The sequence below is a fragment of the Herbivorax alkaliphila genome, from assembly GCF_030848475.1.
GTDB lineage: Bacteria > Bacillota > Clostridia > Acetivibrionales > Acetivibrionaceae > Herbivorax.
Genome location: NZ_JAVDDS010000010.1, coordinates 83,213 through 102,661, shown reverse-complemented (window position 1 = coordinate 102,661; position 19,449 = coordinate 83,213). Strand labels below are relative to the sequence as shown.

Annotated in this window: 22 protein-coding genes; 11 read left to right on the top strand and 11 right to left on the bottom strand. The window is 30.1% G+C overall.

Annotation, left to right across the window (positions count from 1 at the left end; genetic code table 11):
- Positions 1–134 precede the first annotated feature (134 nt).
- The 9 genes from RBH29_RS05680 to RBH29_RS05640 form a co-directional block, all read right to left on the bottom strand.
- Positions 135–695 (bottom strand): hypothetical protein, encoded by a 561-nt coding sequence (locus RBH29_RS05680; protein ID WP_306695802.1) that lies wholly within the window; start codon positions 693–695, stop codon positions 135–137.
- 134 nt (positions 696–829) lie between these two features.
- On the bottom strand, positions 830–1,129 hold the full coding sequence (locus RBH29_RS05675) for a hypothetical protein (RefSeq protein ID WP_306695801.1): 300 nt from the start codon (positions 1,127–1,129) through the stop codon (positions 830–832).
- 490 nt (positions 1,130–1,619) lie between these two features.
- The gene (locus RBH29_RS05670) at positions 1,620–1,979 is read right to left on the bottom strand and encodes a hypothetical protein (protein WP_306695800.1); all 360 of its coding nucleotides are present in this window, start codon (positions 1,977–1,979) and stop codon (positions 1,620–1,622) included.
- Entirely contained in the window at positions 1,976–2,686 is a 711-nt protein-coding gene (locus tag RBH29_RS05665) for a hypothetical protein (protein WP_306695799.1), read from the bottom strand. The genes RBH29_RS05670 and RBH29_RS05665 overlap by 4 nt, the downstream gene beginning before the upstream one ends.
- Before the next feature lie 170 nt (positions 2,687–2,856).
- On the bottom strand, positions 2,857–3,408 hold the full coding sequence (locus RBH29_RS05660) for an AAA family ATPase (protein WP_306695798.1): 552 nt from the start codon (positions 3,406–3,408) through the stop codon (positions 2,857–2,859).
- 12 nt (positions 3,409–3,420) lie between these two features.
- Positions 3,421–3,882, bottom strand: a complete 462-nt coding sequence (locus tag RBH29_RS05655; RefSeq protein ID WP_306695797.1) for an NUDIX hydrolase — start codon at positions 3,880–3,882, stop codon at positions 3,421–3,423.
- Positions 3,883–4,010: 128 nt separating this feature from the next.
- Positions 4,011–4,751: a DUF5919 domain-containing protein gene (locus RBH29_RS05650; protein WP_306695796.1), complete on the bottom strand. Its 741-nt coding sequence runs from the start codon at positions 4,749–4,751 to the stop codon at positions 4,011–4,013.
- A 4-nt stretch (positions 4,752–4,755) separates the two neighbouring features.
- Entirely contained in the window at positions 4,756–5,895 is a 1,140-nt protein-coding gene (locus RBH29_RS05645; protein ID WP_306695795.1) for a Rossmann-fold NAD(P)-binding domain-containing protein, read from the bottom strand.
- Positions 5,896–6,475: 580 nt separating this feature from the next.
- Positions 6,476–6,658 (bottom strand): hypothetical protein, encoded by a 183-nt coding sequence (locus tag RBH29_RS05640; RefSeq protein ID WP_306695794.1) that lies wholly within the window; start codon positions 6,656–6,658, stop codon positions 6,476–6,478.
- A 377-nt stretch (positions 6,659–7,035) separates the two neighbouring features.
- Between RBH29_RS05640 and RBH29_RS05635 the strand changes: the two genes are divergently transcribed.
- Complete coding sequence (locus RBH29_RS05635) at positions 7,036–7,824, top strand: ATPase (RefSeq protein ID WP_306695793.1); 789 nt, start codon at positions 7,036–7,038, stop codon at positions 7,822–7,824.
- 71 nt (positions 7,825–7,895) lie between these two features.
- Here the strand turns inward: RBH29_RS05635 and RBH29_RS05630 are convergent, their stop codons facing one another.
- Complete coding sequence (locus RBH29_RS05630) at positions 7,896–8,639, bottom strand: type 1 glutamine amidotransferase (protein ID WP_306695792.1); 744 nt, start codon at positions 8,637–8,639, stop codon at positions 7,896–7,898.
- A 1-nt stretch (position 8,640) separates the two neighbouring features.
- On the bottom strand, positions 8,641–10,026 hold the full coding sequence (locus RBH29_RS05625; protein ID WP_306695791.1) for a Mur ligase family protein: 1,386 nt from the start codon (positions 10,024–10,026) through the stop codon (positions 8,641–8,643).
- Between the two features lie 169 nt (positions 10,027–10,195).
- Between RBH29_RS05625 and murA the strand changes: the two genes are divergently transcribed.
- The 10 genes from murA (at position 10,196) to nrdR (ending at position 19,363) form a co-directional block, all read left to right on the top strand.
- Positions 10,196–11,167, top strand: coding sequence for a UDP-N-acetylglucosamine 1-carboxyvinyltransferase (murA, locus tag RBH29_RS05620; RefSeq protein ID WP_306695806.1), 972 nt, complete (start codon positions 10,196–10,198; stop codon positions 11,165–11,167).
- Positions 11,168–11,177: 10 nt separating this feature from the next.
- Positions 11,178–12,011, top strand: coding sequence for a cell division protein FtsQ/DivIB (locus RBH29_RS05615; protein ID WP_306695790.1), 834 nt, complete (start codon positions 11,178–11,180; stop codon positions 12,009–12,011).
- A gap of 60 nt (positions 12,012–12,071) precedes the next feature.
- Positions 12,072–12,434, top strand: coding sequence for a small basic family protein (locus tag RBH29_RS05610; RefSeq protein ID WP_306695789.1), 363 nt, complete (start codon positions 12,072–12,074; stop codon positions 12,432–12,434).
- A 170-nt stretch (positions 12,435–12,604) separates the two neighbouring features.
- Entirely contained in the window at positions 12,605–13,840 is a 1,236-nt protein-coding gene (gene ftsA / locus RBH29_RS05605; RefSeq protein WP_306695788.1) for a cell division protein FtsA, read from the top strand.
- 367 nt (positions 13,841–14,207) lie between these two features.
- Positions 14,208–15,305 carry a cell division protein FtsZ gene (gene ftsZ / locus RBH29_RS05600; protein ID WP_306695787.1) on the top strand — a complete coding sequence of 366 codons (1,098 nt, stop codon included), beginning with the start codon at positions 14,208–14,210 and terminating at the stop codon, positions 15,303–15,305.
- 541 nt (positions 15,306–15,846) lie between these two features.
- The gene (gene spoIIGA, locus RBH29_RS05595; RefSeq protein ID WP_306695786.1) at positions 15,847–16,743 is read left to right on the top strand and encodes a sigma-E processing peptidase SpoIIGA; all 897 of its coding nucleotides are present in this window, start codon (positions 15,847–15,849) and stop codon (positions 16,741–16,743) included.
- A gap of 63 nt (positions 16,744–16,806) precedes the next feature.
- Entirely contained in the window at positions 16,807–17,541 is a 735-nt protein-coding gene (gene sigE / locus RBH29_RS05590) for an RNA polymerase sporulation sigma factor SigE (protein ID WP_306695785.1), read from the top strand.
- Positions 17,542–17,708: 167 nt separating this feature from the next.
- Positions 17,709–18,482: an RNA polymerase sporulation sigma factor SigG gene (gene sigG, locus RBH29_RS05585; protein ID WP_306695784.1), complete on the top strand. Its 774-nt coding sequence runs from the start codon at positions 17,709–17,711 to the stop codon at positions 18,480–18,482.
- A 62-nt stretch (positions 18,483–18,544) separates the two neighbouring features.
- Complete coding sequence (locus RBH29_RS05580) at positions 18,545–18,805, top strand: YlmC/YmxH family sporulation protein (protein ID WP_306695783.1); 261 nt, start codon at positions 18,545–18,547, stop codon at positions 18,803–18,805.
- A 102-nt stretch (positions 18,806–18,907) separates the two neighbouring features.
- Positions 18,908–19,363 (top strand): transcriptional regulator NrdR, encoded by a 456-nt coding sequence (nrdR, locus tag RBH29_RS05575; RefSeq protein WP_306695782.1) that lies wholly within the window; start codon positions 18,908–18,910, stop codon positions 19,361–19,363.
- Positions 19,364–19,449: the final 86 nt, after the last annotated feature.

Genomic DNA, 19,449 nt, shown 5'->3' with positions numbered 1-19,449 from the left:
ATTCACAAGAAATATTAATTGTATTTGCTACCACAAAGATTTATGGTGCTAACCTCTAAAGACGTGTATTTAAATGTTAAACAGTAATATATCGTTTTTGTTGCCAGTATAGTGGAATATATTGCCTAGTATACTTACCAAAAAGGTTGTTTAACTGCTCTATAGAACCATCTTAGCCAAAAAGAAACTGAAACTGCAATGGCAATTGTAAAAAGAATACATGCCAGTATTTCTGAACCTATTCCTTCAAAATCCCATGGATTGTGTATGACAAAGTATGCTTCAAGCCATGCTAAATCAAAGATATATGATAAAACAATGGATCTTGTCAATAGGTTTATATAACCTATGGCAGGAGTTTCATCTCCAGCCCATGCACAATGAGCTATCCATAGGGAGGATAGTCCGTCTAAAATCCCGACACATCCGTATCTTAGAATACTAAGAATACCCATAATTATAAAGCAGAGCATAGACCAGGTCATAATTATTAGTCCGCCCCCTCCGTTTTGAGTTAAGAAACTTTCATAAAAAGGGGTATTGCTATCTTCAAGAGGCAGACCAAAAGCCAGTCTTCCTAAAGATTTTCCATCGAAGGAATCAAAGCCTATTTCATCTTCGTTAAGATTATCTAGAAGTATAATGGACTGATTTTCAGGTTTATTGTATTCCTCAACAAGTACGTTGTTTGCCAAAGAGTTTATAAAAAGGTTTGATACATCTATAAGTTTGTCTGTAGCATAAAGGGAGAGTGAACATCCTACAACTGCAATTATAAAGACCTTTAAAAGGGCTAAAGAAGTAGTGTTTCTCCTGCCTGTTAATACGTTTAAGATAGAAATATTTTAACATCAGTTCTCATAGCTGAAATTTGAAATAGGGGAGACCTGCTAAAAATACTTTCGCCAGCCTTAATGGTTTTAGTGCTATTTAAGTTAGGTTCAATATTTTCACCATCTATAAGCCAAATGATATGTGCAGTTACATCTTGGCTTCCCTCATTGATTATCATAGCTCTTGCAGAGTAAAGTATTGATGATATGCGTGGTTTTTTAGCTCCTTCGGTGATTTCAACCTGTAAGGATGCAAAGGAGTATAAGATGTTTGATGTTAGGGTGGCAATTAGCATTGCGATGAATAGCAGCTTTTTCATGATTTTTCACCTGTCTTTCGGGCATAGAAAAAAGCCATTAATATGGCTTGAGGATAGTGTTTCATTTTTGACGCTTCTTTCGTTAATTTGTGGTATATAAAAAAACACTTAGTGGTTGGCTAAGTGTTTTTGGGGTTAGGTTCATGATAATGTGAGAGGCATTTTTCACATAGTTCTTGGTTTAGAAGTATTCGTGAGCGAAGTCAGATGTACCTAGTATCAGAAAGGCACATGGACGTGTCATCTTAAACTATTCTCTACAGTTAATTATATTATACTAAAAATTAATTTCACAAGGATGTCACGATAATTGCACCTAATGTTTCAGAAGTACATCTGCCTCAGATAGCTTTTATTTTTGATGGATGAATTTGGGGCGGAGTGCCGAAACTATTCACAGTATTTAAAACCAGAACGAAGCCTACAAATTCTTGAAATCTAAAGTTATAGTCTCTGTTTTCTTGAGTTATGGATGGAGCAACCATAGTTTCCTATAAATACATTGATGGATTTTGTGCAAAGTCTTCAAATTTTTTTCCGTATAATTAATTTTGGCACCAAACAATCTTCTATAACGAAGCTCCTCTTCATTTTTTATCTCATCTTTTTTAGAATCATGATTATTTACTATAATAATTTTTGGTTTAGTAATACGTCTATTTAGAATTCCTCTCTTAAGTAAATATTTAATATGAATATCTGCATCTGGCATAGAATATCCACAAAACACAATTTTTTCACTTTCTCTAAGTTCATATTCTGCTTTATTCCATATTTGAATAAGAAATGGGTTTGACATCATTTTGAAATAAGTAGGAGGTATCAAAATAGGAACGAATCTTCCTTTGCATAAAGGGCATAACGTGAGGTTTCCATTTTTTTAATGAGTTGTGTAAAACCCTTCATTTTAGAGGTTAGTTTAATTTGTTTGCAAACAGGACAATATAACCAATTTAATGAGCCATGTATTTTAAAAAGTTTTGTGCAGTTGTTAATGTTGGGCGGTTTCCAATTATCCTCAAATTGATAGTTCATGAAGTCGATACAATAATCTAAATCAATATATTCATGTAACCCTGTTATTGCATTATCAATAAGAATATCGTAGTTTAATGAAATAAAAACAGTGTCTTTTATTTTATGATTGTCTATTAATTTATGTATAAGATTTGTATAGTGAAAGTTTGAGGCAACTAATTTACGCTTTAAAATATCCGCTATTAAAAATATTAAATCTTCAATTATATGGTCGATACTATCATAAGATAATCCCTGAAAACACTCTCTTCTATTTTTAGCTAATTCTAGCATTCCTAATGCTTCTTCGAAGGTTGGAAAAACAATGCCATCAATTTTCCCTTTTTGAATATTAATTCCCCAAAAATCTGAAAAGTACCTATAAATATGATTATCTTTTTTTTCATTAGGAGTGTTTATTAATTCATTAAAATAATCTCTAAACAAATTAGATTGACTTGGAGCTCCTTCAGATACCGAGGCACTTGCTCCTAAAAAAATAATATTTTTAGCCATCTTTTCTCCTTTCTAATAATATCAGCCCCATAATGGGCGATAGAATCAATGAAAGTCTATTTAACAGTTCCTTAATAATCAAATGTTAAATAGATATCTATATTAATTATATTTTTTAAAGTATGATTGTTGTAGATGTCAATTGTTTCTTTCCATATTAAATATAAAAACTAAATAACATTATTAACGTTATTTAATATAAAATTCACCCTTTTTTCAATAGGCATAATTGGTACTCTTATAATATCATACTCGAGTTCAGAATAAGCTTTAATTAAATGCTCATTAAGCTCTTTTGACTCCTCTTCACTTTCCATAGTTAAGTAATCTTTATCATAAAAATTAAGAGGTTCAAGTAAAAAAATTTTGGAATATCTAAACTTTAATTTACTATTTCTTAATAAATCTGGCATATCCCTCTTATACAATCTTGCAAACGCAATACTGTCAATTATACTTCTATCAAAAAAAATTGTATCTCTACGATTAAAATTTTTCTCAGCACTTAGTTTCTCATAAAAAATATTTTTTTCAAGTTCCTGTCCATTTGATGTTATACTTTGCATACTTCTCCCTTTACTAAGCTCGTTGTCAATGTATATTCTTAGTATCTCAGGACAAGTTTTATATCCTAAAAAGGAAAGTCTTTCAATAATTTTTGTTTTACCCGATCTAGGACTTCCTGTTATAACATGCCAATTTGACTGAGTAGCATTAATCATATTTTTTTACTCCTATCCAATAAATAAAAATGCTTCTTGCATAACTTTCTTGAAATCCTTAAACATATCTAATTGCAAAGCTTCTTTAAAAGTGTACCATCCAATATTCTTCTTTCTTTCTTTATCTTTTAATATAGAAAATTTAAGCTTACATAAATAAACTAAATCAATATGAAAATGATTCTTTTCGTTGTCATATTGAGGTATATATTCGTGTAAAATACAAAAAGGTGTATTAAGCATTTTTACATATTCATCTTCATATGAAAATCTTTTTGATTTAATTATTGATATATCGTAATTTGTTTCTTCTTTTACTTCTCTTATTAGAGCTTCTTCAGGAGTTTCGTTATTTTCTATATGCCCTCCTGGATAAATCCATTTATTAAATTTTTTATGTTTTATAAGTAATACTTTGCCTTTATAAAATACAAAACCCGAAACTGTGAAATGTGTTATTACATTTTTATACATATTGTCACCTGTCCTTTATCTTTCTTATATTTTTTAAATATAAGAAATTTGCTTTTATTACAATTTATTAAAATAATTATATCATTAATAATATTAGTTTCAGTCTAAATATACATAGGTTTAAAGTATTAATTTTTACTTTCAGAGCAAAAATTATTATCTTTCCAAACTCTTTCAAAATAATCTTTGTAATACTTGTAACCATCTCTGTTTTTTACATACTCGAAAGATATAGTCTTTTGACTAGTCAGACCATATAAGTATGGTCCTAAATATATATAGTTATCAATTCGTTGATATGAAAACAATGGCATTGTGTCATAAAACTTTATTTGTATATTTTTTTTATTAGGTGCTATATTTTTTAACTTTTCAACCCATTTGATAAGATCTATTAATGTCTTTTTAATTTCTCCATTAGAACTTCCTTCATCGATTTCTCTTTGCTCTACAAACATTGAATCAGGTTTTAATGTAAGTATTCTAACCTTTAATCCTTTTTCCACTTTTTTCTCAATATCATTACCAACTGCATCTCTAAAATTTCTTAATCCAAAGCATATCATGTCTAGTTCATTTCTTAAGTTTTTCATATGACGATCACAACTTAAATTCATATCAGATCTTTTTTTGTAAATGTTTATTAAGCCCCATTTATCAACTACTTCATAATTTTTATTCGTCTCCGATAATAAGAAAAAAGTTATAATACTGCTAGCTATAAGAGAACACCCAACGCTTATTAAAGTTATTTTCATATCACTTCCTTTAAAGTTGATTAATGGCAGTGAATATCTTTCATCAACAAAAAAACTAATTAGACAAATAACTATACCGATAAGTAATATAACCTGATTTGTTTTTTTCATATGTTCACACTCCTTTTATTTGTTCTAAATACATTTGTGAAATTATTTCTAAATATTTATCTTCAACACAAGATATTTTAGAATTATCATTAATCTTTTTATCTAAAAGAATGTTGCAGGCACAAAGTATTTCAGAAAAAACCAAGTCAATTATCTCATTTGGCACACTATCAATTAAGAAGTTAACTGGATTCCCATTATTTATTATGTATACTCTTTTTTTATTTAATATGTATAAGTTAATATTCTTGCTAATTTTTCTCTCAGTATATGCATTAAATTTTATTTTTTCTAAATCAATTTCTATATTTTTTGAACTTGCACTGGCTAGATATATATATCCTTTACAATTCAAAATATCAGATAAAGAAATCGATTGAGTTCCAGTAGCTCCTATAATAATATCTGTATGTTCTAAAATCTTTTTTCTTGTTCCTGTTATAAAACCATCAAAATGTGCTTGTAGTTGTTTAATGCTTTTTATATCAAGCACACTAACATTACATTCTCTTTTCTTTAATGAATGTGCCACATTTTTACCAATCATACCATACCCAATAACTAGAGCATTTCGACCACATAAAGTCTTTCCAGTACTTTTTAATACATTTTCAAGTGAATCAACAACTGCATTTCCAACAAATTTAGCTTCTATTTCTTTAAGAAAACTTTTTGCAACTGAGAAAATGGGAATGCTGTTTATTAATTTTACCTGATATTTTTTGTATCCATATGCCGTATCCTCTATAATTCCAATTAATTCATTGCTTCTAATACTATTTAAATGGAAAGCAAATTCACCACCCAAATCAAGTATAATTATTTTTTTATTATCAGTTTTTGACATTTGTATAGCTTCATCTAAAGTTGATATTAACATCTTCTTATTAGAATTGACCAATTCATTTAATTTCTGAATTCTAATCCCTTCGTTTATTATTGTGTTATATATTTTTCTATTAATAGAATATGGTTTAGCTATTAAGCAGAAAATTTCACTACCTACAGATGTAAGAGATTGAATAAACTCATAAGTATCATCTAATATATGCTGAACAATAATAAACCTAACATTTCTAAATAATTCAGTTTTTAAATATTTACTTAGCATAATATTGCATATTTTTAAAACATTTTCATTCATTATATCATATCCTTTTTTTTAGTTGGCTTAAAATCAAATCTCCAAAGTTCTAAAGATACTTCATTGTTCAGAGGTGTTTTGTCTAACTTCGAGAACTACAAACACAAATTTTGATAATATATATTTTTTCATATTGTATTAAACAAAAAAATTAGTTAAGTTTAATTATATTTTAGACTTTATAAAATTTCCCTATTATAATTACTTCTTTTTTCTGTCAGACTCTATGAAGTATCTTCAATGGCTAGATAATAAATCCCTACTAACTTTGTGTACATAATATATCAATAATTGTATACCGAAAAGAATAAAATGTCAAATAGCATATACCAATTTTGACAATTATATTTACAAACATCGAAAATATGAGTATTATCGATATTTTTTGCATCAACCTCAAAAGGAATATCAATAGTTCTATTCACTCCCAATATCAAAGGCTTTATTGTTACATAATCCTTTATATACAGGGAAGGGACTTCTGTCTACTAAGTCGTAAAAGATTTTTTGACAAACAAAAAACTACTTTCAAAATTAAAAGTAGTTTCGGCTAGTATTTAAATATAAAATTGTAGGTACTCTATTTTACTCTTATAATAGTCTTATCTTTAGTGCGAATTACATCCATTTTATTTCTTGCTTCATCTATAAATTTATCGCTCTTTTCCATAACTTTAGAATCAGGATTTTTCATTTTTTTAGAAAATTCTTCTCCGTCTTTTCCAGAAAGAACAATAGATCCTTTGCGATTTATTAAAGCCATAAAAATACCTCCATATTATTCTAACATTTCTTCAATTATAGAATTATTTCTGAAATCAATAAACATTTCAACTGTACTATCATTAATATTAATAATTATAACATAAATAAAGCAAATTTAATGCACATCAGAAGGGGATAGAAAATTTTTGTGAGAAATAATATGGAAGAAACATTGTGGAGCAAGTTGTAGAGCGTGTTAATACGACGAGGAAAGGGAGAGCATTGTCTGAGCGATAGCGAGATTTGCTCGACCCCGAGGAGTATTTACAGGCTCTAAACTGCGTAACTTTAGTTTCTGGAATATTATTCTCACAAAAATTCACACCACCCAACTTAAAACCACCACACCTTTGTGCCTAAGAGACATCTACACATGTGGTGGATCCTAAAAATCCTGGTGCTGTCGATGAAATCATTCATTTAGGCGATTTCTGGGATGAAGATGGAATTAGAAAAAATAAAGATAAAATAATAAAATGCAATAGGGAAGTTGGAGAAAGTTTTAAAAGAGCGTACAGGTACATAAAAGCTGCTTATTTAATTTATGAAGATAACATTGAGATGATAAAGCAGTCCGTTAATATTCCTAAAATTAATCAAGAAAGTTACCAAATTATAAATAGCATTTTTAAAGATATAGAAATATCAGATAAAATGGGGAAGGACAGAAAACTTTTTGCAAGTGCTATTGCACCAAAGGGACTTGTGAATTATCTTTCAACAATTTTAGATACAGATGAAATTTATTGTGTAAGTGGAAAACATGGAACAGGAACAGAAGTTTTTCTTGAAAAAATAAAAAATGCAGCTTTAGAGAGGGGATTTGATGTAGAGTCATTTTATTGTGCACTAAATCCTTCAAAACTTGAACACCTGATAATAAGAGAACTGGATATTTCATTTACAACTTCAAATGAATATCATAGTGCAAATATTAAATTTAGTGAGTATATTGATTTTGACAAGTATATTGAACAGTTTTCTTTAAATGAATTGGTGCTAGAAGAAAACAAGCAAAACTTTGATTTTCTATTGGGTTTAGGAATTAAAAATATTGCTAAAGCAAAGAGTATACACGATGATATGGAGGCTTATTATATACCCAATATGGATTTTGAAGCTGTTCAATTGTGTTTAGAGTCAACTATGGCAAAAATCTTATAAAGATTAGGATTTAAAAGGGACAGGGGGATAAAATTATCTACCCTGTCCTTTTAAATAGCATTGAACTAAACTTAAATAATTCTTTTAATCATTGAATTATGAGCTTTTATTTCAAAATCGTCATCTAGAGATTGTAAGGATACAAAGTCCTTGTATTTTTGTCTTAATGCAATAGTAATAAGGTGATCGGTTAGTGAAGGATTTTTAGGCAGTAAACTTCCATGGGAATATGAACAATACACATTATTATAAAGTGCTCCTTCAAAACCATCTTCACCATTGTTGCCATATCCCTTGATGACTTTGCCTAAAGGTTTTACATCTTTTCCAAGATAGGTCTTACCTGCATGATTTTCAAATCCGACTATTTTTCCATCAAAAGTTTCATTCATTAAAAAGTCACACTCAAATACATAGTTTCCTATTAATCTTTCTTTACTTCCTATTGTCCACAAATCTAATGCTCCTAAAAGCTCTATCTCTCTTTTATCCCACGTCATATAATACTTTCCGAGAATTTGATAGCCTCCACAGATTGCTAAAAATACTTTGTTAGCATTTATAGCATTTTTAATTTCATCTCCTTTTTCATTAAGTAAGTCATTTTGAATTACTTTCTGTTCATAATCCTGACCTCCACCTAAGAATATAATATCATATTCCTCTGCATCAAATTTATCACCTAAAGAAATGTTTGAGATGTTTACATTGATACCTCTCCAAAAGCAGCGTTTTTCTAAAGCCATTATATTACCACGATCTCCATAAAGATTTAATATATCAGGATATAGGTGACAAATATTTAAATCATACATATTATCTCCAAAACTCCTTTAATCCAAATTTTTTCTTTAAAAAATTTCTTATGTCAAGCATTGCTGTATAAGTAGGAAGTATATAAAAACTATGCCCTTTCAAGGTGTTTGAAAGCCCTTTTTCAATAAGTTCTTCATAGTCTTTTACAATTTTTATTTTATCACTGAAAATTCCTGCATATTTAAGTCTTACAGCCATATCTTCTGCTCTGATTCCAGAAGCATAGAAGGAAGAAACATTTTCCTGAATTTTCATAAGCTCTTCTAAGTCTACATCCCAAAGCCATGAAATATCTGTTCCGTCTGCAAGTTTATCATTTATAACAAAAGCTATTTCGCTTTGTTTTGTTTCAGTTAAAAGAAAATTAATTACTTGATTAAATCCTGTAGGGTTTTTTACAAGAATTAATTTAATAGCTTTACCATAAGCCTCAATAGTTTCCATTCTTCCAAATCCACACTCAAAATTTTCAAGAGAAGATATAATGCTTTTAGAAGAAAGGTTTAGAGCATGTCCGCATGATACTGCTGCTAGTGCATTATATGCATTGTAAAGACCTGGAAGGTTAATTTTTGCCTTATGATTTTGATTTCCACTTATTGAAATATCTAGCGTTGTATGTGAACTGTTGAGCTCTTCAACCTTTAAACAGTTTATATCAGATTGAGGACGCTTATATCCGCAAGAGGGACATTCAAATGTACCTAAATGTCCATAAACCCTATTTTTGTAGTGATATTTGTTCATACAGTAGATACAAAAAACAGCATCTGAATTTAAAAGACTTTCGCTGCCTTCATAAGCATTTTGGGCAAAGCCATAGTATAAGACTTTTCCATTATGATTTTTAGCTAATGAAGCACATAGTGAATCATCTGCATTTAAAATAAGCTTAGCTTTAGGTGATTTTTCTATTCCGGATTTTACCTTGCGTAAAGTTGAATACAGCTCACCAAATCGATCTAACTGATCTCTAAAAAAGTTTGTTACAACCAAAATATCTGGTTGTATGTCATTGGTTATTACATTAAATATGGCTTCATCAATTTCAATTAGTGCAGTTTTATATTTGGTTTTTCCAGATAGATTGACAGAGTCAATCAATGTAGTTATTATACCACTAACAAGGTTAGCACCAGATTTATTTGTAATGTAATCTATTTTATTTTCCTTTAGTATTTGACCAATAATGTGTGTTGTTGTCGTTTTACCATTTGTTCCTGTAACCATTATAATTTTAAGGTCTTTTGAAATATGCTTAATTATTTCCGGGAAAATTTTTCGTGCAACTTTCCCAGGAAGGGTTGTACCTCCACGTTTTAAAAGTCGTAATAAAAAAATTAATAATTTAGTAACTATAATGGTAAAAGTAAGTTTAAAATTCATCTACATCCCTGCTTTTAGTAAAATTTTTATCCCTAAAGATTATAACACAAACAGTTTGCTTATGTACAAGTTTTTTTATAGGAGAGTATTTCCCTAAAAAAACATTTGATACGTATTTTATGAAGTGATAAAATATAAAAATAGGTATTGATTAAAAAAGAGTTGCCAGATTAATGTAGGGCGGTATAGATATATTTGTGCCAGTAAACTTACCCATCCAGGTGGGTGCGAAATAGGCCCAAGACCGATAGATATGCATATTAAAGCCTTGAGGAAAATGGGTGTAAAGGTGCATGATGCACATCATGGTTTTTTGTATTGTGAAGCTGATAAAATGAAAAGTTGTGATATACAGCTGGATTTTCCTAGCGTGGGAGCTACAGAAAATATAATGCTTGCAGCTGTATTTTCAGAAGGAGATACTGTAATACGTCAGGCAGCAAAAGAACCTGAAATAATTGATCTTCAAAATTTTTTAATAAAAATGGGAGTTAAAGTTTCAGGAGCAGGAACAAGTGTAATTAGAATTCAAGGAAATTATAAAAAACTCAACAGTGTAGAACACAAAGTAATACCTGATAGAATTGTTGCAGGTACATATTTAGTAATGGCTGGAATCACAGGGGGGGATATTACTTTAAAAAATGTTGCGTCAGAGTATATAACCTCAGTTATATCATACTTAAGGGAATGCGGATGTTGCATTGATTTAAAAAGAAATTCAATACATATTTATGGACCTGCAAGACCAAGGTCAATAGATGTGATTAGAACTTTGCCTTATCCAGGTTTTCCAACAGATATGCAGTCCCAGTTTGTGTCGCTTTTGTCAATTGCTAAAGGTACCAGCATTGTTGTTGAAACTATTTTTGATAACAGATATAAACATGTTGAAGAACTTATCAGAATGGGGGCAGATATTAAATTAGAAGGCCGTCTTGCTGTAATAAGAGGTGTAAGAAAGCTTACTGGAGCAAACGTCTATGCAAGGGACTTAAGAGGGGGAGCTGCATTGGTTTTAGCTGCTCTTGCAGCTGATGGAAAAACAGTAATAAGTGGTATAAAGCACATAGATAGAGGATATGAAGATATTGAAGTAAAGCTCTCAGGTGTTGGTGCTTTAATAAAAAGAGAAGAATGAGGGAATACAAATGAAAAAAAGTGGGACTTTAAATAAAAAAGAGAAAAAAAAACAAAAGAATAAAAAAATTATTAAGAATTTTTTTTGCATTATATTTATAGCTGTGCTAATAGTTGGTCTTGCGTTATCTCCATTATTTTATATAAATAGCATTGAAGTTTATGGCAATAAGCATTATAATAACAGTGAAGTGGTTGAAGCATCAAGAATGCCATATGGTGTCAATTGGTTTAAAGAAATAGGTGCTGATATTAAAGGTATATTGACATTTAGATCAACACAGTCAGAGAATAATATATTGAGCAGGTGTTCATACGTAAAAGATGTTGTTGTTAGAATGGCTTATCCTGGAGTAGTTAAAATAACAATTACAGAAAGGGAGCCAGTTGCTGTAGTTCCATATATTAGTACAAGTCTTATAATTGACAGTGAAGGCTATGTCGTTGATGCAGAAAATGAAAAATACAAAGAGGTTTTGCCTGTTATTGAGGGTCTAGATGTAAATGGTTATAGATTAGGACAAATGCTTAGATCGAATAATATAAAAGGTATAGATGCTTTTAACAGAGTTTTTGACACTATAGATTTTGTAAAAAAAACAAATGAAGACAAAGATTATGTCAAAGGCTTAGACGAATATATATCAAATGTTGATGTTGAGGACTTGGATAATATTTTGATTTTTCTTGATTCAAGGATAACAGTTAATTTAGGTGCATATAGTCAAATAGATGAATATACAATTGTACTTTTAGAGGAAATTTTTTTCAATAATATTGATAAGGATAAAAAGGGATATTTAGACTTAACGACAGGTGACAGTCCTACTTTTATACCTGAATGATGCAACGTGATAGTATATAATTTACTACATTAAAAAATACAATAGAAAAGGAGAAAACTAATGGTTCCATTGCTAGGTTTAATAATTGGGATTATACTGGGAATTTTTATTCCTTTTGACATTCCGCCTGAGTATTCAAGCTATGTGGCAGTAGCTATACTTGCTGCACTAGACTCGGTTTTTGGAGGGATTTATTCAAGTCTTAGGGGAAGTTTTAAAATGAAAATATTTCTCACAGGTTTTTTTGGCAATGCTATACTTGCAGCGGGGTTAGCTTATATTGGAGATAAATTGGGCATACAGTTACATTTAGCAGCAGTTTTTGCTTTTGGAAATAGATTATTTTTAAATTTTGCTAGAATTCGAAGATTTCTATTGAATAAAAACAGAAAAAAAGATAATATAGTAAATGATAATGTTTAAGATTTATATTATCTAAAAAAGATAGATATTTTAAAAATATTTAAATATAAAGTATAATAAAAGTAAGCTTCTGTCAATATATATTAAATATAGGTAGCTTTAAAGAGATGTGTTATGTATTTGTTTTTGAGTAAATTAAAATAGATGAAATTGTTTAGGAGGCTACATAAGTGGATGATATAATATGTTGTATTGATATTGGTACATCAAAAGTTTGTGCTGTGGTAGCTAAAGTGAATAGATTTAAAAATATTGAAGTTTTGGGTAAATCAATGAAGCCCTGTAATTGTGTAAAAAAAGGAGTAATTGTTGATATAGATGAAGCATCTAGCATTATAAGTAGTTGTATTTCAGAAATTAGAGCTATTAAAAACATTGAGATTAATTCTGCATATGTTAATATAATGGGTAATCAAGTAAGCATAGTTTCTAACAAAAGCTCAGTAGAGACTTCAAATTCTGAACATGAAATTACAAAAAAAGATATTGAGAGAGTTTTATTTAATGTAGAGAAAGTGAATTTCCCTAAAGATCGTCAGATTATAGATGTTATACCCAGTCAATATATTGTAGATGGGTGCGATGAGATTGTGGATCCATTGGGTATGTCAGGGGGTAAACTTGAAGTTGAAGCTGATATTATAGCTGGCAAGATTACTTCTGTTCAAAACATAGTAAAAAGCATGGAGAAAGCAAATGTAGAAGTTGAGGGAATTATTGTTGAGGCCTTAGCCATAAGCGAATTATCTTTAACTTCTCAGGAAAAGGAAATGGGAGTTGTATTAATTGATATAGGTGGAAGCATAACAAATGTTTCTTTATTTAAAAATGAAAGAGTGGTCTTTTATGATTCACTGCCTGTTGGAGGGGCTCATATAACAAATGATATATCAATTGGTCTTAGAATATCTTTAGAAGAAGCTGAAAAACTAAAAAGAGAGTATGAGTTGGCTCTTACCTCTCTTATCAAGAATGATTATGAAATTAGTGTTAATGATATAAATGAGAATAAAAAAAGAGAGATAAGGGTATCAGAAGTTATTGAAATAATTGAAGCAAGAGTACATGAAATTTTTTACTTATGTAAAGAATTATTAGAAAAAAATGAAGCATTAAATGGTTTTGATGGAAGTATTGTTTTAGCAGGTGGAGGAATTTCATATGTTGATGGTAATATGCAGCTGGCATATGAAGTATTTGGTTATCCTGTGAGGGTAGCTAGCCACAAAGTACCTGGTGTTTCAAAGCCTGAGTTTTTAACCTCTATTGGCACGGTAAAGTATGTTGCTAAGAGAATGAAAATGAGTAAAAAGGATAATGAGAGCAAGAATAAGATACCAGAAAAGCCAAAACAAAAGTTTAGACTTTTAAAAAAGATTTATAAATTTTTTACTGGATTGTTTTAGAGTTATAGCTATTTTCCAAATATTGTTTTTGTATTATAATAAATATTATTAAGAATATTGTAATGTTATCTGAAAATAATCCGATATATATTAAAGTTTACGTTAACTGTTTGAATAATCCATAAATATGTAATATTTATTTCATTCATAGTATTTTGCCTTTTAGAACAGTCTTAATGTAATAAAAACACAAAAAAGCATATAAAATTTAAAATACAATCTTGCGTTAAACGCAATAATAATATATTATTTAATACTAAGGGAAAGTGTGTAAGTGATGGTGATTAGAAAATAATATCTTGAAAATTTGTATAAAATAGTATTGGATAGTTAGTGCAATTACAAATGAGAAGAAGGGGGATTAAAGTTGCTGGAATTTGATGTTGATATGGAACAATTTGCACAAATAAGAGTTGTAGGTGTTGGTGGCGGCGGAAATAATGCAGTTAACAGAATGATTGCTGCAGGACTTCGTGGTGTTGAATTCATATCTGTAAATACTGATAAACAAGCTTTACTTTTATCTAAGGCAAATACTAAGATTCAGATTGGGGACAAGCTGACAAAAGGACTTGGAGCAGGAGCAAATCCTGAGATTGGTGAAAAGGCTGCTAATGAGAGCAAGGATGAGATTGCAGAGGCAGTAAAAGGTGCCGATATGGTTTTTGTAACAGCAGGTATGGGTGGAGGAACTGGAACAGGAGCAGCACCAATAGTTGCTGAGATTGCAAAAGAAATGGGAATACTTACTGTAGGAGTGGTAACCAAACCTTTCATGTTTGAAGGAAGAAAGAGAATGCAACATGCTGAAAGAGGAGTTGAAACTTTAAAAACCACTGTGGATACGTTGGTTACAATACCTAATGATAGACTTTTACAGATTGCAGAAAAGAAAACATCCATTGTTGATGCATTTAAAATTGCTGATGATGTTTTAAGACAAGGTGTACAAGGTATATCTGATTTAATTGCTGTTCCTGGGTTGGTAAATCTGGACTTTGCAGATGTTAAGACTATTATGTTGGATACAGGACTTGCTCATATGGGAATAGGAAGAGCATCAGGTGAAAGCAGGGCTGAAGAGGCTGCTAAACAAGCAATACAAAGTCCACTTTTAGAAACCTCTATTGAAGGAGCCAGAGGAGTTCTTTTAAACATTACAGGTGGTGCTGATTTAGGACTGTTTGAGGTTAACACTGCTGCAGAATTAGTACAAAAATCTGCAGACCCAGATGCAAATATTATTTTTGGTGCTGTTATTGACGAAAATCTGAAAGAAGAAATATTGATTACTGTTATTGCAACAGGTTTTGATAAAGCACCTGTAATAAAGAAACCCGAAAAGTCTACAGTAGGTGAAAAAGAAAGACCACAGACTGCTGATAATGAGGAGCCTGTCGCAAGTCAGTCAGAGGTGGATGAATTAGAAATTCCTACATTCTTAAGAAGAAACAAATTTAAATAGTTAATGTTTAACTAGGGTTTAAAAATCTTAGCCTCAGGTGGAGTACAATCTCCACCTGAAGTTTATGTGTAGAACACCATCTTATAAAAGCTGGTGTTTTAGCTTTTTAAAAATACGCATGAGTACATTTTTGTGCTTTTGTGTATTTTTTTATTTCCAAATCTATTCTATAATATATCTTAATTTAAAAGCATTGTTCTAGACGCGAAAAAGAATATTCTAAAAACTAAAGTTTTGCAGCCTAGAGCCTGTTTCCATATTTTCATTTACCTTAATAACATGCACTTATAAGTGCATTCGAATTTTTTTTGGGTATTAATTTTTTTTTCTACAGTTTGGTTTGACAAAATAAATATTGTTTTAGTTGTATAATTAATAATAAATAAACATGCTTTTGCATATAACTTATTAAGGTATTTTCTTTATAGACATAAAAAAGCTGGGGTTTGTAATGTGGGGATAAAAATCTTTAGTAAATATAAAAAAGTTATTTGCAAGAGGTTAGTTTTGCAGCGTACTACTTGTTATGAGGAGGGTTAAAATGGAAATATACATTGATGTGTTGATATTACAAAACGTTGTTATGAATTATTTAATATTGATGATGACTGCTAAACTATCCAAAACAAAGATATCTAGTTTACGTTTATTGATAGGTTCTTTAGTAGGTGCATCTTATGTTGTGTTCCTACTAATGTTTCCAGATGTTGAAATATATTATACTACTGCGGCTAAAATTCTCCTGTCTTTTTTTATTGTTGCAGTAACTTTTTATCCTCCCAAGCCAATGATTTTTATGAGAATTCTGGCTATATTTTATATATCAACTTTTATATTTGCAGGTGCTGCCTTTGCATTTTTATACTTTAATAATACTGGTGGACTAGTTCAAAATGGTATATTTTACATTTTTGATAATTCAAAATGGTCTGTGCTGTTTTTTTCGGTAATAACAGTTTATATAATTATAAAAATATTTTGGGACTTGATACAGGAGAGATTTATAAAAGACAATTTATGTATTCCGTTAAAAATAGCATTTGAAAATGGAAAAATAGATTTATTTGCATTGGTTGATACAGGAAATTCCCTTCATGATCCATTAACAAATGTTCCTGTTGTAGTGGTTGAATTTAGTGCAATAAGAAATATATTACCTATAGATATTCAAAATATATTTGAAAATTCAAAAGAGGATGATCTGGTATGTGCTACAAAAGTAATTTCAGATTCAAAATGGTTTTCCCGGTTTAGACTTATACCATTTACATCTCTTGGGAAAGAAAATGGAATGCTTATAGGTTTTAAACCTGATTATATAGAAATAGGGGAGAATATTGATAAGAAGGGGGTATCCAATGTGATTATAGGAATTTACAACAGAACATTATCTAATAATGATAATTATAATGCGCTTTTAAGTCCAGAACTAGTCTAAAAGTTATGGTAGCATGCAGCAAAAGCTAGTATTTACACTAAATTCGAAGGGAGAACTTAAATAATGTATGCTTTAAAGAAATTGAAAATATTTATAATGATAAAGTACATAAATTTTCTTGAAAGATTTAAAATACATAAAAGATTTCCAGTTCATTATATAGGAGGAAGTGAAGCTTTGCCACCTCCTCTTAGTAATGATGAAGAGAGCTATCTTTTAAATAAGCTTGAAAAAAGCGATTATGGAGTTAAGTCAATTTTGATTGAGAGGAATTTGAGGTTGGTTGTGTACATAGCAAGAAAATTTGAAAATACCGGTGTGGGAGTGGAAGATTTAATTTCTATTGGAACTATTGGATTAATAAAAGCTATAAATACTTTTAATCCAACTAAAAATATAAAACTGGCTACATATGCATCCCGCTGTATTGAAAATGAAATATTAATGTATTTGAGAAGAAATAATAAAATGAAAACAGAGATATCAATTGATGAGCCTTTAAATATAGATTGGGATGGAAATGAGCTGCTTTTGTCTGATATATTAGGTACAGATAATGATTTGATTCATAAAACTATTGAAGATGAAGTTGACAGAGAATTATTAACAATTGCAATGAGAAAATTATCTATTAGAGAAAAGAAAATAGTGGAATTACGATTTGGTCTCACTAATGGAGGAATAGAAAAAACCCAAAAGGAAGTTGCTGATATGTTGGGTATATCTCAATCATATATATCAAGACTTGAAAAAAAGATTATAGGCAGGTTAAAAAAGGAAATAAGCAGAATGGTTTAAAGGACAATTTTGTTAGAAAATACCATAAAAATTTCAGTTTAGTAATTGCAATTGGTGCAGGGTTTGTCAAGGTGTTTGAGTAAAATTTTATGTCTTTTTTTACAGTATAAAAATAGCCTCTATGGCAATAATGATACTGACTTAATTATATTGCCGGGAGGTTATTTATGCTAATCAATAAAGTTGAAATTTGCGGAGTAAATACATCTAAACTGCCAGTACTATCCAATGAACAAAAGAAGGTTCTCTTTGAAAGGATGCATAAAGGAGATGCCACGGCAAGAGAGGAATTTATTCGGGGAAATTTGAGGCTTGTATTAAGTGTTATTCAAAGATTTAATAATAGAGGAGAATATGTTGATGATCTTTTTCAGGTGGGATGTATAGGTTTAATTAAAGCTATAGATAATTTTGATGTTTCTCAAAATGTGAAATTTTCCACATATGCAGTCCCTATGATAATAGGAGAAATAAGAAGGTACTTACGTGACAACAATTCAATTCGTGTTAGTAGATCATTGAGGGATATTGCCTATAAGGCTTTGCAGGCAAAAGAAAGACTTACAAACAAGAACTCAAAGGAGCCTACAATAAATGATATTTCAAAAGAACTTGCAATGCCAAAAGAAGATATTGTATTTGCACTCGATGCAATACAGGATCCTATTTCGTTGTTTGAGTCGGTATATCATGATGGTGGAGATGCTATATATGTTATGGATCAGGTAAAGGATGAAAAAAATAATGATGAAAACTGGTTAGAGGGAATTGCATTAAGCGAGGCGATGAGAAGATTAAATGACAGGGAAAAGCTTATATTAAACTTAAGATTTTTTGATGGAAGAACCCAAATGGAAGTAGCTGAAGAAATAGGAATTTCACAGGCGCAGGTATCACGTCTGGAAAAAACTGCACTTATGCATATGAAAAAATATATATAAATTAGATTCGAAGATTATTTTATTGTAAAAATGGTCAATTTGTATTTATGGGGTGTTATATTATGAATAGAACATCAGATTTTAGGCAGAAAGAAGTAATAAATATCAATGATGGAAAGAGACTGGGGTTTGTATGTGATGTAGAGATTGATTTAGAAAGTGGAAGACTGGAGTCTATTGTAATTCCAGGCGAAAATAAATTATTTGGAATTTTAGGAAGAGATAGCGAGTACGTAATCCCATGGGAAAAGATAAAGAAGATAGGGGAAGATATAATTTTAGTGGAAATGGATGATAGGTTTATTAAAAAGTATTTTGAATAAGAGAGGTGTATGTTAAGCTATATTGTTGCGGCTTTATAATGCATGTAGTATAATTAATGTAAAAGTTGCATCTTACTTTAAACTGTATTTTGGAGGATAGCTATGAAATGTCCATATTGTGGATTTGGAGAGGACAAGGTAATTGATTCAAGACCAACAGATGAAGGTTCTGCTATAAGAAGGCGAAGAGAATGTTTGGAATGTCAAAAAAGGTTTACAACTTATGAAAAAGTAGAAAGTTTGCCTCTTATGGTTATTAAAAAGGATAAGACAAGGCAGGCTTTTAATAGGGAAAAACTTATGACAGGATTATTGAGAGCATGTGAAAAAAGACCTGTTTCTTTTAATGATTTAGAAAAGCTGGTTGAGAGCATAGAAAGTCAAGTTTATAATTTTCTTCAAAGAGAAGTGACTTCTCAGGCTATTGGAGAGATGGTAATGGAAAAACTTAAAAGTATTGACGAAGTTGCTTATGTCAGGTTTGCTTCTGTTTATAGACAATTTAAAGATATAAACACATTTATGGAGGAGCTTCACAAGTTGTTAAATGAAAAATGACAAAATAGGGTAAGTTTAAATTTATACTGACAAGCTTTTTGTATTATGGTATAATAATGATAAAAATATATCATAACGAGGTGCAT

Coding starts and splice junctions, on each gene's coding strand:
- RBH29_RS05675 (WP_306695801.1), bottom strand. CDS start 1,129: ATGCTAATTGCCACCCTAACATCAAACATCTTATACTCCTTTGCATCC.
- RBH29_RS05665 (WP_306695799.1), bottom strand. CDS start 2,686: ATGGCTAAAAATATTATTTTTTTAGGAGCAAGTGCCTCGGTATCTGAA.
- RBH29_RS05660 (WP_306695798.1), bottom strand. CDS start 3,408: ATGATTAATGCTACTCAGTCAAATTGGCATGTTATAACAGGAAGTCCT.
- RBH29_RS05655 (WP_306695797.1), bottom strand. CDS start 3,882: ATGTATAAAAATGTAATAACACATTTCACAGTTTCGGGTTTTGTATTT.
- RBH29_RS05650 (WP_306695796.1), bottom strand. CDS start 4,751: ATGAAAAAAACAAATCAGGTTATATTACTTATCGGTATAGTTATTTGT.
- RBH29_RS05645 (WP_306695795.1), bottom strand. CDS start 5,895: ATGAATGAAAATGTTTTAAAAATATGCAATATTATGCTAAGTAAATAT.
- RBH29_RS05640 (WP_306695794.1), bottom strand. CDS start 6,658: ATGGCTTTAATAAATCGCAAAGGATCTATTGTTCTTTCTGGAAAAGAC.
- RBH29_RS05630 (WP_306695792.1), bottom strand. CDS start 8,639: ATGTATGATTTAAATATTTGTCACCTATATCCTGATATATTAAATCTT.
- RBH29_RS05625 (WP_306695791.1), bottom strand. CDS start 10,026: ATGAATTTTAAACTTACTTTTACCATTATAGTTACTAAATTATTAATT.
- RBH29_RS05615 (WP_306695790.1), top strand. CDS start 11,178: ATGAAAAAAAGTGGGACTTTAAATAAAAAAGAGAAAAAAAAACAAAAG.
- RBH29_RS05610 (WP_306695789.1), top strand. CDS start 12,072: ATGGTTCCATTGCTAGGTTTAATAATTGGGATTATACTGGGAATTTTT.
- spoIIGA (WP_306695786.1), top strand. CDS start 15,847: ATGGAAATATACATTGATGTGTTGATATTACAAAACGTTGTTATGAAT.
- sigE (WP_306695785.1), top strand. CDS start 16,807: ATGTATGCTTTAAAGAAATTGAAAATATTTATAATGATAAAGTACATA.
- sigG (WP_306695784.1), top strand. CDS start 17,709: ATGCTAATCAATAAAGTTGAAATTTGCGGAGTAAATACATCTAAACTG.
- RBH29_RS05580 (WP_306695783.1), top strand. CDS start 18,545: ATGAATAGAACATCAGATTTTAGGCAGAAAGAAGTAATAAATATCAAT.
- nrdR (WP_306695782.1), top strand. CDS start 18,908: ATGAAATGTCCATATTGTGGATTTGGAGAGGACAAGGTAATTGATTCA.